Annotated in this window: 11 protein-coding genes and 1 pseudogene; 4 read left to right on the forward strand and 8 right to left on the reverse strand. The window is 65.3% G+C overall.

Annotated features, from left to right (window positions below; translation table 11 throughout):
• Window positions 1–385 (reverse strand): annotated as a pseudogene (locus HZB49_RS16140) (flagellar protein); the annotation flags it as partial.
• A 346-nt stretch (window positions 386–731) separates the two neighbouring features.
• Here HZB49_RS16140 and flbT point away from each other — a divergent pair.
• Window positions 732–1,163, forward strand: a complete 432-nt coding sequence (gene flbT, locus HZB49_RS16145) for a flagellar biosynthesis repressor FlbT (RefSeq protein ID WP_291613059.1) — start codon at window positions 732–734, stop codon at window positions 1,161–1,163.
• Between the two features lie 74 nt (window positions 1,164–1,237).
• Here the strand turns inward: flbT and HZB49_RS16150 are convergent, their stop codons facing one another.
• The 5 genes from HZB49_RS16150 to HZB49_RS16170 all read right to left on the reverse strand — a co-directional run bounded on the left by HZB49_RS16150 (window position 1,238) and on the right by HZB49_RS16170 (window position 9,078).
• On the reverse strand, window positions 1,238–3,118 hold the full coding sequence (locus HZB49_RS16150; protein WP_291613062.1) for a flagellar protein: 1,881 nt from the start codon (window positions 3,116–3,118) through the stop codon (window positions 1,238–1,240).
• 7 nt (window positions 3,119–3,125) lie between these two features.
• Window positions 3,126–5,000 carry a flagellar hook-associated protein FlgK gene (gene flgK, locus HZB49_RS16155; protein ID WP_291613063.1) on the reverse strand — a complete coding sequence of 625 codons (1,875 nt, stop codon included), beginning with the start codon at window positions 4,998–5,000 and terminating at the stop codon, window positions 3,126–3,128.
• Window positions 5,001–5,034: 34 nt separating this feature from the next.
• Window positions 5,035–6,840 carry a flagellar hook-basal body complex protein gene (locus HZB49_RS16160; protein WP_291613064.1) on the reverse strand — a complete coding sequence of 602 codons (1,806 nt, stop codon included), beginning with the start codon at window positions 6,838–6,840 and terminating at the stop codon, window positions 5,035–5,037.
• A 180-nt stretch (window positions 6,841–7,020) separates the two neighbouring features.
• Window positions 7,021–7,521: a peptide-methionine (R)-S-oxide reductase MsrB gene (gene msrB, locus HZB49_RS16165; RefSeq protein WP_291613065.1), complete on the reverse strand. Its 501-nt coding sequence runs from the start codon at window positions 7,519–7,521 to the stop codon at window positions 7,021–7,023.
• A gap of 84 nt (window positions 7,522–7,605) precedes the next feature.
• The gene (locus tag HZB49_RS16170) at window positions 7,606–9,078 is read right to left on the reverse strand and encodes an FAD-binding oxidoreductase (RefSeq protein WP_291613067.1); all 1,473 of its coding nucleotides are present in this window, start codon (window positions 9,076–9,078) and stop codon (window positions 7,606–7,608) included.
• Between the two features lie 98 nt (window positions 9,079–9,176).
• Here HZB49_RS16170 and HZB49_RS16175 point away from each other — a divergent pair, with 98 nt between their 5' ends.
• Both HZB49_RS16175 and HZB49_RS16180 read left to right on the forward strand, forming a co-directional pair.
• The gene (locus tag HZB49_RS16175) at window positions 9,177–9,719 is read left to right on the forward strand and encodes a histidine phosphatase family protein (RefSeq protein WP_291613069.1); all 543 of its coding nucleotides are present in this window, start codon (window positions 9,177–9,179) and stop codon (window positions 9,717–9,719) included.
• A 50-nt stretch (window positions 9,720–9,769) separates the two neighbouring features.
• Window positions 9,770–10,195 carry a universal stress protein gene (locus HZB49_RS16180; RefSeq protein WP_291613071.1) on the forward strand — a complete coding sequence of 142 codons (426 nt, stop codon included), beginning with the start codon at window positions 9,770–9,772 and terminating at the stop codon, window positions 10,193–10,195.
• Window positions 10,196–10,389: 194 nt separating this feature from the next.
• On the opposite strand, the gene HZB49_RS16185 is transcribed toward HZB49_RS16180, so the two are convergent.
• Window positions 10,390–10,623: a DUF1127 domain-containing protein gene (locus HZB49_RS16185; protein ID WP_291613073.1), complete on the reverse strand. Its 234-nt coding sequence runs from the start codon at window positions 10,621–10,623 to the stop codon at window positions 10,390–10,392.
• Between the two features lie 177 nt (window positions 10,624–10,800).
• On the opposite strand from HZB49_RS16185, the gene HZB49_RS16190 reads away from it, so the two are divergent.
• Window positions 10,801–12,147, forward strand: a complete 1,347-nt coding sequence (locus HZB49_RS16190) for a PLP-dependent aminotransferase family protein (RefSeq protein WP_291613074.1) — start codon at window positions 10,801–10,803, stop codon at window positions 12,145–12,147.
• Between the two features lie 77 nt (window positions 12,148–12,224).
• Here the strand turns inward: HZB49_RS16190 and HZB49_RS16195 are convergent, their stop codons facing one another.
• Window positions 12,225–12,791, reverse strand: a complete 567-nt coding sequence (locus tag HZB49_RS16195; protein ID WP_291613334.1) for a YdcF family protein — start codon at window positions 12,789–12,791, stop codon at window positions 12,225–12,227.
• Between the last annotated feature and the right edge of the window lie 57 nt (window positions 12,792–12,848).

Raw genomic sequence — 12,848 nt, forward strand, 5'->3', positions numbered from 1 at the left:
GGGCGCCGGTGCCGAGCAGGTTGCCCGCGGTGGCGCCGTTGATGGTGACGCTCACGCTGGACTTGGCGGAGTAGCCGACGGTGGCCTGCAGCGCCTGGGTGGCGACCGACTTGGCGCTGTCGACCAGCTTCTGCAGCGAGGTGATGCCGGTGTTGGCGGCCTGCAGGACCTGCACGCCGTTGCCGATGCCATCCAGCAGGTTGTTGATGTCGCTGGCGCGGTTATCGAGTGAGGCGGCGGTGAAATAGTTGGTGGGATTGTCGAGAGCCGTGTTGACCTTCTTGCCGGTCGACAGGCGGTTCTGGGTGGTTGCGAGCAGGTCGGCGGTGGACTGCAGTGAGAGGAGGTTCTGACGAACTGACGCCGAGAGGACGATACCGGACATTTTCATACCTTTCTGGTCTGAAACAACAGGAACAAGCGAGAACCCGACCTTTCGATCGAGCGACGCCCCACTCTGAAACCAAGGTTCTAAGAAAACATGAATTTTGCGGATGACGCTGACCCGAGAGGGGTTAAGGCGACATTTACTGTAACGAGCCGGGTCTCTCCGAAGTTCTACGGAGGAACCCGGTAAAATCGGCCGTCAAACCGCCATTCGCAGTCCCGGCCGTTCACGATTGGTTAACCATGATCGGAAAGGATTACTGCCGTATCGGCCGCAGTCCGCGCCGTCGCGCGCCGGAAGCCGACATTTCTCACGCGAAAAACGCGGCAAAGGAGAATCAGGCATGGCCTTGAAAGTCGAACTGAAGCCACACGAACGAATCATCATCGGTGCCTGTGTCGTCACCAACAGCGATCAGCGCGCGCGCCTCCTGATCGACGGCGACCGGATTCCGATCCTGCGCGAGAAGGACATTCTCACGCCCGACACCGCCAACACGCCGGCCAAGCTGGTCTATCTTGCGGTTCAGCTCATGTACCTGTCGCCGGACCCGATGGCGCATCACCCGACCTATTTCAGCCTGGTGCGCGATATCATCTCCGCGATGCCCAGCGCCTGGCCCTTCATCGAAGGCATCAACAACCACATCCTCAATGGCGATCTCTATCATGCGCTGAAGGAAGCGAAGAAGCTGATCGCGCACGAAGAGCAACTGCTCGAGAGCGCGCGCAACCTGCAGGGCCAGGATGCCGCGACCGAACGCAAGTCCGCGTAGACCTCCGCAACCCCGCGAAACGAAAAGGCCCGCTCCGCGCGGGCCTTTTTGTTGGCGGGTGATTTCCCGGGAAGCTATCCGATCGGCAGGTACTTGGTCAGCGACGTCTGGTACAGCAGCGACGTGGTCTGATACGACGCCTGCAGAGCGGTCTGCAGTGCGAGGATTTTGGTTGCGACCTCGTCCTGGTTGATGCCTTCGATGGAGTCCAGCATCGTCTGCGCCATGCCCTTGAGCTGGGTCTGTCGATCGGTTGCGGACTTGACGGCGCTCTGCACACCGGCGAATTCGGCCTGCATGTCCTGGATCGACTGCTGGCCGGTCTGCGGCGCCAGGTTCGATGAAATGCGCTGTTGCAGCGCGTTGACCTGCGCGCCGGCGTTCGAATTGGCGGTATTGGTCGTAACCGCGGAGTAGACCGCGATCATCTGCAACTGGTAACGCAGCGCCTGCTCGTTGGCACGCGCGCCGTATTGAACGTTGATCGATTGGTCGACACGCGCGACCGCAGTGCCGCGCGCCGGATCCGGACCGTTCTCGCCGGTGTACCAGGACACCGTGTTTGCCGCAGTGCCGCCGATCAGTGCCGTCGAGGTGTTGAACGGCGGTCCGTTGACGCGCAGCGGCGCCGGATTGGCGCTGACTGCGGGACCGAACCCGAGCGCGGCAAACGCCGCCGCATTCGAGCTGGTCACCGACAGGCTCTGGCCGTCGGCGCCATGCAGCGTGATCGCGCCGTTGCCTACGGTCGACGCGTTCTTGGTGCCCGTGATCGAGTCGATCTTCGCCAGCAGCGCCTGCACGCTGTCGGTAACGTTGAGCTGGTTGCCGGTGGCGCCCGACGCCACGAAGGTGATCGCGGTACCGTTGACGGTAATGGTGTCGCCGGCCGCGAAGCTCGTCGTCAGCGAGTCGGTTCCGGCAACGCCCGACAGCGCCGTGTTGCCGGTGATCGGCGCCGGCACGACGTCCTGGTTGTTGACGGAAATGCCGCCGATCGACGCCGACGGGTTGAAGAAGTTGTTGGACGCGGCGATCGCGGACGCCGCGACCAGCGCGGTGTCGCCGAGCTTCTGGATCGAACTATTCAGTGCTGCCTGAAGGTTTGTCGTCGTCGCCGCCGTATCGACGCCGATCAGGAACGAGCCGGCCGGTGTCGGCGAGGTGGTGGTCGCGGTCAGCGTGATCTGCTCGCTGGTGCCGTCGGGCAGATTGAGATTGAAGGTGATCTTGTCGCCGTCGTTCGGGTTGACCGCGCCGAGGTCGACCGACGCCGAAGGCGGCACGCCCCCCGGCTGCGCCACCGTCGCACCCGTCAGCGACGAGGTAATTGCGCCGAGCTTGAAGCCGAATGGCGAGCCGTCTTCCGAGATCGCAGTGACGGTCGTCGTCAGCGGCGGCGATGCAACGGTGAGGCGCCCCATATTGCCGACGCCCTGGTCGGCCTGGCGGCGCTCGTCGATCAACTGCTTCAGCCCGGCCTGCGCGCCGTTGCCGTTGATCATCACGTCCGCCGACACGGTCGCCGCGGTATCCGAGGCGCGCCCGGAAAACAGGTAGCGGTCGCCGGACTGGCTGTTGAGCAGCGACACCGCGTTGGCGAACGCCGCCTGCGCCGTGATCTGGCCCGAGCTCTGACCGTTGTTGTTGAGCACGATGGTCGACGAGGCGGCCGCGGCTTTCACGCTATGCCCGATGTCGATCATGCCCTGCAGTGCCAGATTGACGACGGAGAGCCGGGTGTTGACGTTGGTTGCGGTGTCCGAAAACGCGTCGATGCTCGCGACCTGGGAGCGCAGGCTCAGCGCAAAGCCGCGGTCCGGCCCCTGCCCGGCATAGGTGGTGGCGACCCGGCCGCTGGCGAGTTGCGTCGTCAGATCATTGAGCTGATTGCGGAGAGTGACAATCGCCGATCCGATATAGGCGGTCTTGCCGTTAACGCCGTCGATAGCCATGAACTCCTCACATCGCCTGGATCAGCGTGTCGTACATCTGCTTGATGGACGACATCACGCGCGCGTTGGCGGAATAGGCATTCTGCAGCGCCAGCAGATGGGCCATCTCGTCGTCGATGTTGACGCCGGAAATTGACGTCACCTTCTCCTTCAGCGTGTTGAGCACGACGTCCTGGCCGTCGGCGAGCTGCTTGGCGGCGGTGGCCGCCTCGCCCTGCTGGCTGAGGATCTGCCGCACGAAATTTGTCAGCGTGCCCGTGAACGGTGTGCTCGTCGTGCCAATGCCGGTCTGCGGCGTGTAGCGGAACGTGCCCGACGACAGCTGGTTGAGCACGAAATTGGCGCGGACGTTGTCGCCGGCAGGAGTCAGCGGGCTGGTCGAATAGACCACCATACGCGAGGGATCGCCGAGCAGCACGGTGTTGACGCTGATGCGGCCGGCAAGGCCGGTCATCTGCGAGCCGGCCGCACCGATCGCGCCCGAGTAGGGCTTGCCGTTGTCGGTGAACAACGGCAACTCGGCGTTGCCCGACGTCAGCGACTGCATCGTGGCGGTGACCGAGGCGGCAAGTATGTCCGAACGGTTCGGCGCACCATCGTCCAGCACGCGCAGCGTCGAGCCGGACGGGTTGGCGAACTGCAGGTCGGAGCCGGCAAGGGCGGCGTTTAGCTGGGAAACGACGGACGCCATGCCGGCCGAGAAGTCGATGCCGAGCACCTCGTCGTTGGGATCGAGCGTCGCGCTGTTGGAGAGCGGCAGCACGCTCGGATCGTCGACGCGCACGATCGACAGATTGTGCGTCGTGTTGGTCGTGTTGTCCCTGTAGGTGACGTGAATGACGTTGCCGGTCTGCAATCCCGTGAGGTCGAGGTCGTAGCCGGCTGCCGCGCCCGAAGTCGCCGGCACGCCATCGGTGGTCTTGTCCGACACTGCGCTCGACATGGCGGCCGCAAACTGGTCGATCTGGGTCTGCGCCTTCACCAGGGTGTCGTCACGCAGCTCGAGATAGGCCGCGATCTTGCCCGAGCGGATCGATTTGGTCGACACCAGGTCGTAGTCGCCGCCATGCGGGAAGCTGATGGTCAGCGAGCCGACGGTGCTCTTGGTCGGATCGTTGCTGTACAGGGTAGTAGGCGTCATCGTGCCCTGTGGATTGAACTTCAGGGTCGCCGCTTCGGTGCCGACCAGCTGCACGCCGGAATTGGTGAACACCGTCACCTGGTTGAGGTTGTTGGTGACGACGCGGATGTCCATCAGCTCCGAGAGCTGGTCGATATATTGATCGCGCTGGTCGAGCAGCGCGGCCGTCGAGGCATCGGTCTTGCCGCTGGCCTGCAGCTGATTGTTGATCGCCGCGATCTGCTTCATCGCATTGTTGGCCGTGATGACGGACTCGTTGATGCCGGTCTCGGCGTTGGCGCGCAGGCTCTGGATGCCCGCCGTGGTCGAGTTGAGCTCCTGGGCCAGCGACGCCGCGGCGTTGACGGCGCCGATACGCGCCGATTGCGAGTCCGGGCTGGTGGAAAGGCCCTGCAGCGCGGTGAGGAAGCTGTTGAACGCGTCCTCGATCGTGCCGCTCTGGGCGGGGTTGCCGTAGACGCCCTGCAGGTTGGAAAGAAACGACGAGCGGATGTCGGCATAGGCGGCGCCCGACGATTCCGTGCGCACCTGGCTCTGCAGGTACTGGTCGAGCTGGCGGTTGACGCCGTTGATGAGGACGCTCGAGCCATAGTCGCCGGTAGATCCGGTAACCTGGTTGACGGTCTTCTTGACGTAGCCGGGCGTCTCCGCGTTGGCGACGTTGGATGAGACCAGCGCGAGCGAGTTCTGCGTCGCGCGCAGGCCCGACATTGCGGTGGAAAGGGCTTGGCTTAGACCCATGACTGACTACCCGTCCCGATCCCGATCTCGCGCACTACCGCATGACGTTGAGGAGATCCTGCACCATCGAGTTGGCGGTGGTGATGACCTTGGTGTTCGCCGAATAGGCCTGCTGGGTCACGATCAGCTTGGTGAACTCGTCGGCGATGTCGGTGTTGGAGCTCTCCAGCGACGAGCCCACGATGGTTCCGGACTTGCCGAACAGCGCCTGGCCGGATTCGTCGGTCGCCTCGAACGCGCCGCCGTTGACGCGCTTGAGGAAGTTGGTGCCGTTGAAGCTTGCGATCGAGATCAGCGCGAGGTCGAGGTTGCGGCCGTTGGAATAGTTGCCGACGATGCGGCCGTTGGTCGAAACGCCGACGGACTGCAGCTGACCGGCCGGGAAGCCGTCCTGCTGGATCTGGTTGACCTGCACGTTGCCGTTGGCGTCGGCGAATTGCGTCACGCCGCCGGTGCCGAAACTGATCACGGGACTGCCGAGCGCCACGCCGTTGACGACGACGTTGTTGAGCGTGACCGAGGCGATCGCCGGCGACATCTGGCCGCTCGCCGAGAACGTGAAATTCTGGTTGACGTTCTGCCAGGCGACGTTGGTGCCGGTCGCGTTCGCATTGACCTGATAGAACAGGTTCCAGGTGTCGGTGTGGCCGGCGCCGAGAGAGGCGCTGTCGATCTTGGCCCAGCGGAACTGCAGGTTCACCGGCGCGCCCGAGACGTCATAGGACGTGACCGCGCCGCCCGAGACGGACTCGTCGAGGAAGGTGGAGTTGTCGTTGCCGATCACCTGACCTGTGCCCACCGTGCCGCCGCCGCCGCGCGTTGCGGTCGCGGTGCCGGTAAAGCCGAGGGCGGCAAAGGCCGTCGTGTTCGAGGTCGTCACCGTGAGATCGGAAGTGGTGCCGGAATGCAGCGTGATCGAACCGCCGGTGATCGTCGAGGGAATCGCGGTGCCGGTGATGGAGTCGATCTTGGCGAGCAGCGTGGTGATGTTGTCGGTGATGTTGAGCTGGTTGCCGACGGCGCCCGCCGCCACGAAGGTGACGACAGTGCCGTTCACCGTGATGGTGTCGCCGGCAAGGAAGTTGGCGGAAATCGAATCGGTGCCTACTGCGCCGTTGAGCAACGTGGCACCGGTATTCGCGACCGAAGGCGTGTCCTTGTTGTTCTGCACGGTGCCTGAAGTCGAGGCGTCGGTGTAGGGCGCAGCCGGCGTGCCCAGCACCACCGGGTTATAGCCGGCGCTGTACGAGGCCGGCGCCAGCAATTCGGAGCCGGGCACGGAGGTGTCGTGCTTGGTGGTCAGCGGGTAGCTGGCGAGGTTGGCGCGATAGTCGATCTTGGTGGTTTCCTGCGCGGGCAGGAAGTCGTTCTGGAATTTCAGCACCTGCGGCGAGCTGCCGGTCGGGTTGCCGGTGGTCGGATCGATCGGCACGCCCTCGAGATAGTAGCCGGCGCCATTGACGAGATAACCGCTCTTGTCGAGCTGGAAGTCGCCGCGACGGGTGTAGCGGTCGACGCCGTCGAACACCGGCGTGCCGTCGGTGAAGTTCGAGGGCTTCTGCACCGCAAAGAAGCCGTTACCGTTGATGGCCATGAAGGTCGCGACCTGCGCCGATTGCACGTCGCCCTGCACCGAGTTGGTCGAGCGCGATTGTGTCGTCACGCCGCCGGCGAGCTGGGCGGTGAGCGCCGTCTGCGGGATCAAGTCGAGGAATGAGGTATCGATGCGCTTGAACGCCGTCGTCTGCGAGTTGGCGATGTTGCCCGAGACGTTTTCAAGTGCGTAGGAGTTGGCGCGCAGGCCGCCCACCGACGTCGTAAGTGCGCCGAAGATACCCATGACATGTTCTCCACATTCGTTCCGCGCGGCGGGGCCGCATTCGGATCAGCCGTCGCAAGCGGCGTGCCAAAGTGGAAAACGTAGTCAGATCATATGGTTGAATGAAAAGCCCCGGTCGCAGGACCAGGGCCTAAATTGCCGGGGCCGGGCAACAATTGCCGCCCTCGACCGGGTTTCGCCTCAGGACGCCGACGCCGACGCCGACTTGAAGACGAGGCCGAAACCGTCGATGCAATAGCGCAACCCGGTCGGCTTCGGGCCATCGTCGAAGACATGGCCGAGATGGCCGCCGCAGCGGCGGCAATGCACCTCGATGCGGGTCATGCCGTAGGAGCGGTCCTCGGTGCGCCCGAGCGCGTTGTCCAGCGGCTGCCAGAAGCTGGGCCAGCCGGTGCCGCTGTCGAACTTGGTGTCGGAAGAGAACAGCGGCAGGTCGCAGCCGGCGCAGGCGAAGATGCCCTTGCGATGCTCCTTCAGCAGCGGACTCGATCCCGGACGCTCGGTGCCGTGCTTGCGCAGGATCTCGTATTGCTGCGGCGTCAGCTGCGCGCGCCATTCGGCGTCGGTCTTCTCGACCTCGAATTTCTCGGCGGCGTGGGCCGGCTCGGTGCGCAGCCAGCGGAAGGTGACGAGGCCGAGCAGGCCGGCAACTGAAGCAAGCAAGATGCGGCGGTCCATCATGGTTTCTCCGTATGGGCAGGTTTGCCCCGAGATACGGCGCGCAGGACCCTGAAGTTACACGGATCGCAGCCCCCCGGCCTCACATTAATGCGAGGACGGACCGCCCTCGCCCTCGGTTGTGGCGGCAGGTTCGGGCGGCGGCGCCTGCGGCCGCGCCGGACGAGGCTGGCCGGGCGGCGGACGGCGGCGCGGGGGAGCGCGCGTTCCGGCCTGGCGATTGGCCTCGGCCAGTCGCGCCTCGCGCTGGCGTTCCTTCAGCCGCGCCCGCTCCCGGTAGCGCGCCAGCACGCCGGCAGCGGCGGAACTGCCCCGCGTCCATTTGCCGATCAGATGTCCGGCAACCCGGCCGGTCGGCCCGCCGGCCCACACCAGCTCGAACGGCGAGAACAGCCGCCAGCGCTCGTCGCCCCACAGGATGCTGCGCGCGACCAGAAGCCCCGCCATCGCCGAGGTGCCGAGGCCCTGCCGGCCAAAGCCGCTCGCCACCCACAGGCCTTTGCGCAACTGCCCGACCTGCGGCATGCCATGCACGGTCAATCCGACCGCGCCGCCGAACACGTCCGCGATCGCGACCCTGCCGAGCCGCGGAAACACCGTGTTGATGCGGCGCTGGATGGCGGAAGCAAAGCGTTTCGGCCGCGCGTCCCAGGTGGTCTCGGGGCTCGCCCACATCAGGCGGTCGCCGTCGACGATGCGAAACTGGTCGATGCCGTCGGAGTCCATCACCGATCCCCGGAAGGCGATCACCTCGCCGAGGCGCTCGCCGAGCGGCTCGCTCACCGCCGCATAGCGCCACACCGGCAGCAGCGTTTCCGACAGCCGCCGCAGCGGCGCGCCGAGATGCACGTTGCCGCACAGCACGATGTGCGAGGCGCGCAGCCGCGCCGACGGCGTCACGATGCGCTTGCGGATGCCGGAAGGATCGATGCTGACCACCGGCGTGTCCTCGAAGATGCGCGCCCCGGCGCGCCGCGCCAGCGCGGCCAGGCCGTGGACATATTTTCGGGAGTCGATCTGGAACGCCTTCGGATAATGGATGCCGTGGAAGTAACGGTCCGTGCGCAGCTCGCTGCGCACGCGATCGACCTGCCAGCCCTCCACCTCGGTATCGAAATCGGAGGACAGCACCTGCAGCCGGCTGATCAGTGCCTCGCCGGCATCGACATTGCTGACTTCGAGCGCGCCTTCGCTGAAGGCGATGCCGGGCATCGCCTCTTCCGTCGCGGTGGTGCGGACGTGATCGACGCCTTCCTTCGACAGCGCCCAGAGCTCCCTTGCATCCTCCAGCCCGACCCGGTCGACCAGATCGGACACAGGCAGGCCGAATCCGGGCATCACCGTGCCGAGATGATGGCCGGATGCGCCCCAGCCGACATGGCGCCCCTCCAGCACGGCGATGCTGGCGCCGAGCCGGGCTGCTTCCAGCGCCACCGTGAGCCCCGCCAGGCCCGCGCCGACGATGGCGATGTCGACGTCCAGGTCGAACGACAGCCGCGAGCGCGGCTGCTGCGCTGCGGCGTCATTTCCGTTCGTCATACTTGTGGAAGTCCCGCTCATGGCGTTTTCTTAGACCGACGATGCGGCGCTTGTCACCTTGTCCTGAAGGCTGGCTTGTAGTTAATCCGCGGAACCAGGCCGAATCGAGATCCTCGCCCATGCGCCGTTTGATGCTGTTGCGTCATGCCAAGACCGAGACTGACTCGCCTTCCGGGCAGGACCATGACCGCCGTCTCGACGATCGCGGACGCAGCGATGCCGGCGAGATCGGCCACTGGATCGGCCGCAACCCGCCGTTCCCGAACCTCGTGCTGGTGTCGAGCGCCGTGCGCGCGCAACAGACCTGGGATCTCGTTTGGGAGGCGATGAAGGACCGCGTGCCGGCCCCGGACGTGGAGACGCTCGACGAGCTCTACGGCGCCGAACCGGCGCAGCTGCTGCAGATCGTGCGGATGGCATCGGCAGGCGACCCGAAACGGCTGCTGCTGGTCGGCCACAATCCCGGCATGCATGAGCTGGCGCTGATGCTCGCAGGCCACGGCGACAAGGCGGCCAGGAAGGCGCTGGAAGACAATCTGCCGACTTCGGGCCTGGCCATCCTCGACTTCGACACCGATGACTGGACCGACGTGGCATTCCGCCGCGGCACGCTCGCGCTGTTCGTCAGTCCGAAATTGCTGAGGCAGATGTCGAAGGATTGACGGCGGCCCGCAAAGCCGCGACAGGCTGAACGACAAAGGTGGAGGCGCAGATGTTCAAGTCCATTCTCGTGCCGATCGATCTGGCCGACACGGATCTGGCGAGACCCGCGATCGCGACCGCCGCGACGCTGTCGCAGGCGATGAACGGCTCGGTGCGGCTGCTCAACGTGCTGCCGATGACGCCGGTGATGCTGGCGGAATATGTGCCGGCCGATTTCGACACCCAGCAGCGCCAGACCTCGGAAGAGGCGCTTTCCATCGTCGCGCGCGAATCCGGCATCGAGCCGTCGCGCATTTCCTATGTGGTGCGGCAGGGCGGCATCTATCACGAAATCCTGGAAGAAGCCGCCGGCATGAAGGCCGACCTGATCGTGATGACTTCGCACCGGCCGGCGATGCGAACCTATTTCCTCGGCTCGAACGCCGGCCATGTCGTGCGTTACGCCAAATGCTCGGTGCTGGTGGTCAGGCACTAAAGCGCGATGGGATTGGGATGAATCATCATCGCGCTTTAGGTTGTTGTGTTTGAGCATGAACTTTTCGGAAAACCGCTTCACACTTTTCCGGATCATGCTCTTGGGTCTGCCGCAAAAACGCGAAAACAACCCCATGCAAAGTAGGTCAGACCAGCACCGCGCCGCTTGAATGCGCGCCAGCTGAATACGCCTGCTTAGCCGCGGCGGCCGAACTCCGGATCGGGACGGCCCCACACCGCCTCGTCGATATGACTGCGGTGGATGCCGATGTCGCGCAGCTCACGATCGTTCATCGCCCGCAGCGCTTTGATCGCTTCCCGGCGTACCCAATACGCGGCGAGGCCATTGGCCAAGTTGCCGAGCGCGCGGGTGAAACCGCCGAAGGCGGTTGCGGGAGCGGTTGGTGCAGTCGTGTAGATCGTGGTCATTTCAGTCTCCAGTCATGGTGCAGCGGCCAAGCACCGCCGTTGACGCGGACGCCGGAAGAGCGCTCGCGCCTTGTTCTCGGATTGCTCTCGCCTCCTCGGTGCAATCTCGGGCTTGATGAACCCTAGATGATCCCGTAATTGTATCGGTGCAAGGAAAACATTGCTCTCGGTGCAATAATGTCGAGATTTGAATACATCCGGCTTGCCGATGCGGTCGCTGCCGATATCGCGGGCGGCGCCCTCAAACCGGGCGATCGCCTGCCGCCGCAGCGGACGTTCGCCTATGAGCGCAAGATCGCCGCTTCCACGGCCAGCCGCGTCTACACGGAATTGTTACGCCGCGGCCTCGTGGTCGGCGAAGTCGGCCGCGGCACCTTTGTTTCCGGCGAATCGCGCCAGCCGCTTGCACCCGTCCCGCTCGAGCCGCGCGGCGCGAAGATCGACATGGAAATCAATTATCCGATGCTGCCGACGCAGGCGGCGATGATCGCCAAGAGCCTCGCCGGCCTCGAGCGGTCCGAGGCACTCGACATCGCGCAGCGCCAGGGCTCCAGCGGCGGCACCCAGGCCACGCGGACGATCGCGGCCCATTTCATGGCCCGTCCCGGCTGGACTCCCAACTCGGAGCAATTTGCCTTTACCGCCAACGGACGTCAGTGCATTGCTTCGGTGCTCTCCGCGCTGGTGCCGGCGGGCGGCCGCTGCGGCGTCGAGGCGCTGACCTACCCCTTCATCAAGGGTATTGCCGCCCGGCTCGGCATCACCCTGGTGCCGCTGGCGATGGACGCACAGGGCGTGCGGCCCGACGCCGTGCAGAAGGCGCATCGCGAGGGGCAGCTTTCCGCGCTCTACATCCAGCCGACCATCCAGAACCCGCTCGGCATGACCATGCCGGCTGCGCGCCGCGCCGATCTCTTGCGCGTCGTCGAGAAGCTCGACCTCACCGTGATCGAGGACAGCGTCTACGGCTTCCTCTCCGACGAGCCGCCGCTGGCGGCGATGGCGCCGGACCGCTGCGTGGTGCTGGACTCGCTGTCGAAGAAGGTGGCGCCGGGGCTCGCGCTCGGCTTCATCGTCGCGCCCCCTCGTTTGCGCGAGAACATCCTGAATTCGATCCGCTCCGGCGGCTGGACCGCGTCGGGCTATGCATTCGCGGCCGGACAGCGGCTGATGGGCGACGGCACCGCGGCCGAGCTGATCCGCCTCAAGCGCGCCGACGCGCAGCGCCGCCAGCAGATGGCGGCCGAGCGCCTCGCCGGTTTCGAGATCCAGGCGGACAGGAAGTCCTATCACCTCTGGCTGTCGCTGCCGCCGCACTGGCGCTCGCAGACCTTCGTCGCCGCCGCCGCGCGCCGCGACATCGCGCTGACGCCGTCGACGACCTTTGCGATCACGCCTGGCCATGCGCCCAATGCGGTGCGGCTGGCGCTCGCCGCGCCTTCGATCGAGCAACTCGACTTCGCGCTGCGCACGCTCGCCGACATCCTGCGTACCCAGCAGGACGATTTCGACTCGACGGAATGACGCGCGGCGAGAGCGTTTTCAGGCGAAGCGGATACCGGTTCGCGTGAAGAAAACGCGTCAAAGCAAGACGACCGCGCTCACGGCCATTGCGCGATGAACCCGCGCGCCATGTAAGGTCCGATCTTGTCCCATTCGCGCAGCACGCGGCGGCGGAATTCCGGGTCGGTGTGCCAGAGCGCGCGCGGCGTGGCGAAAGAGTCGATCGTCACCAGCATCTTCGCAACCTCCGGCCAGTGCCGGTGCAGCGTCATGGCATAACGCCGCGCCGTCCAGCTATTGCCCAGGCAAATGACGCTGCGGATGTTGTGCAGCCCCAGCGCTGCATCGATCACCGGCAGCGAGAAGATGACGTTCTCGCCGGTGTTCATCGCGCGATGCTCCTCGAGAATTTTTTCCGCCGGCATGCCGCGCGCGACCATCTCGGCCTTGATGATCTCGCATTCGGAAGCCTCCGCGCCCGGCGTCACGCCGCCGCTGACGATGGCCCAACGGCAAAGCCCGTCGCGCCACAGCGCAAACCCGGTCTCGGCGCGCAGCTCCGCATCCTCACGGGTGCCGAACACGAACAGGAGATCGGCGGGCGAAAGCCCTGTGTCGGCAAAATGCGTTGCGTTGATCGCGGCGACCTCGGCCGCGTCGGGCATGCGATCGCTGCGATTATCCGTCACGTCACGGCCACTCCCCCGAGGCACGATGCCGTG

This window comes from Bradyrhizobium sp. (assembly GCF_016219575.1).
Taxonomy (GTDB): Bacteria; Pseudomonadota; Alphaproteobacteria; order Rhizobiales; family Xanthobacteraceae; genus Bradyrhizobium.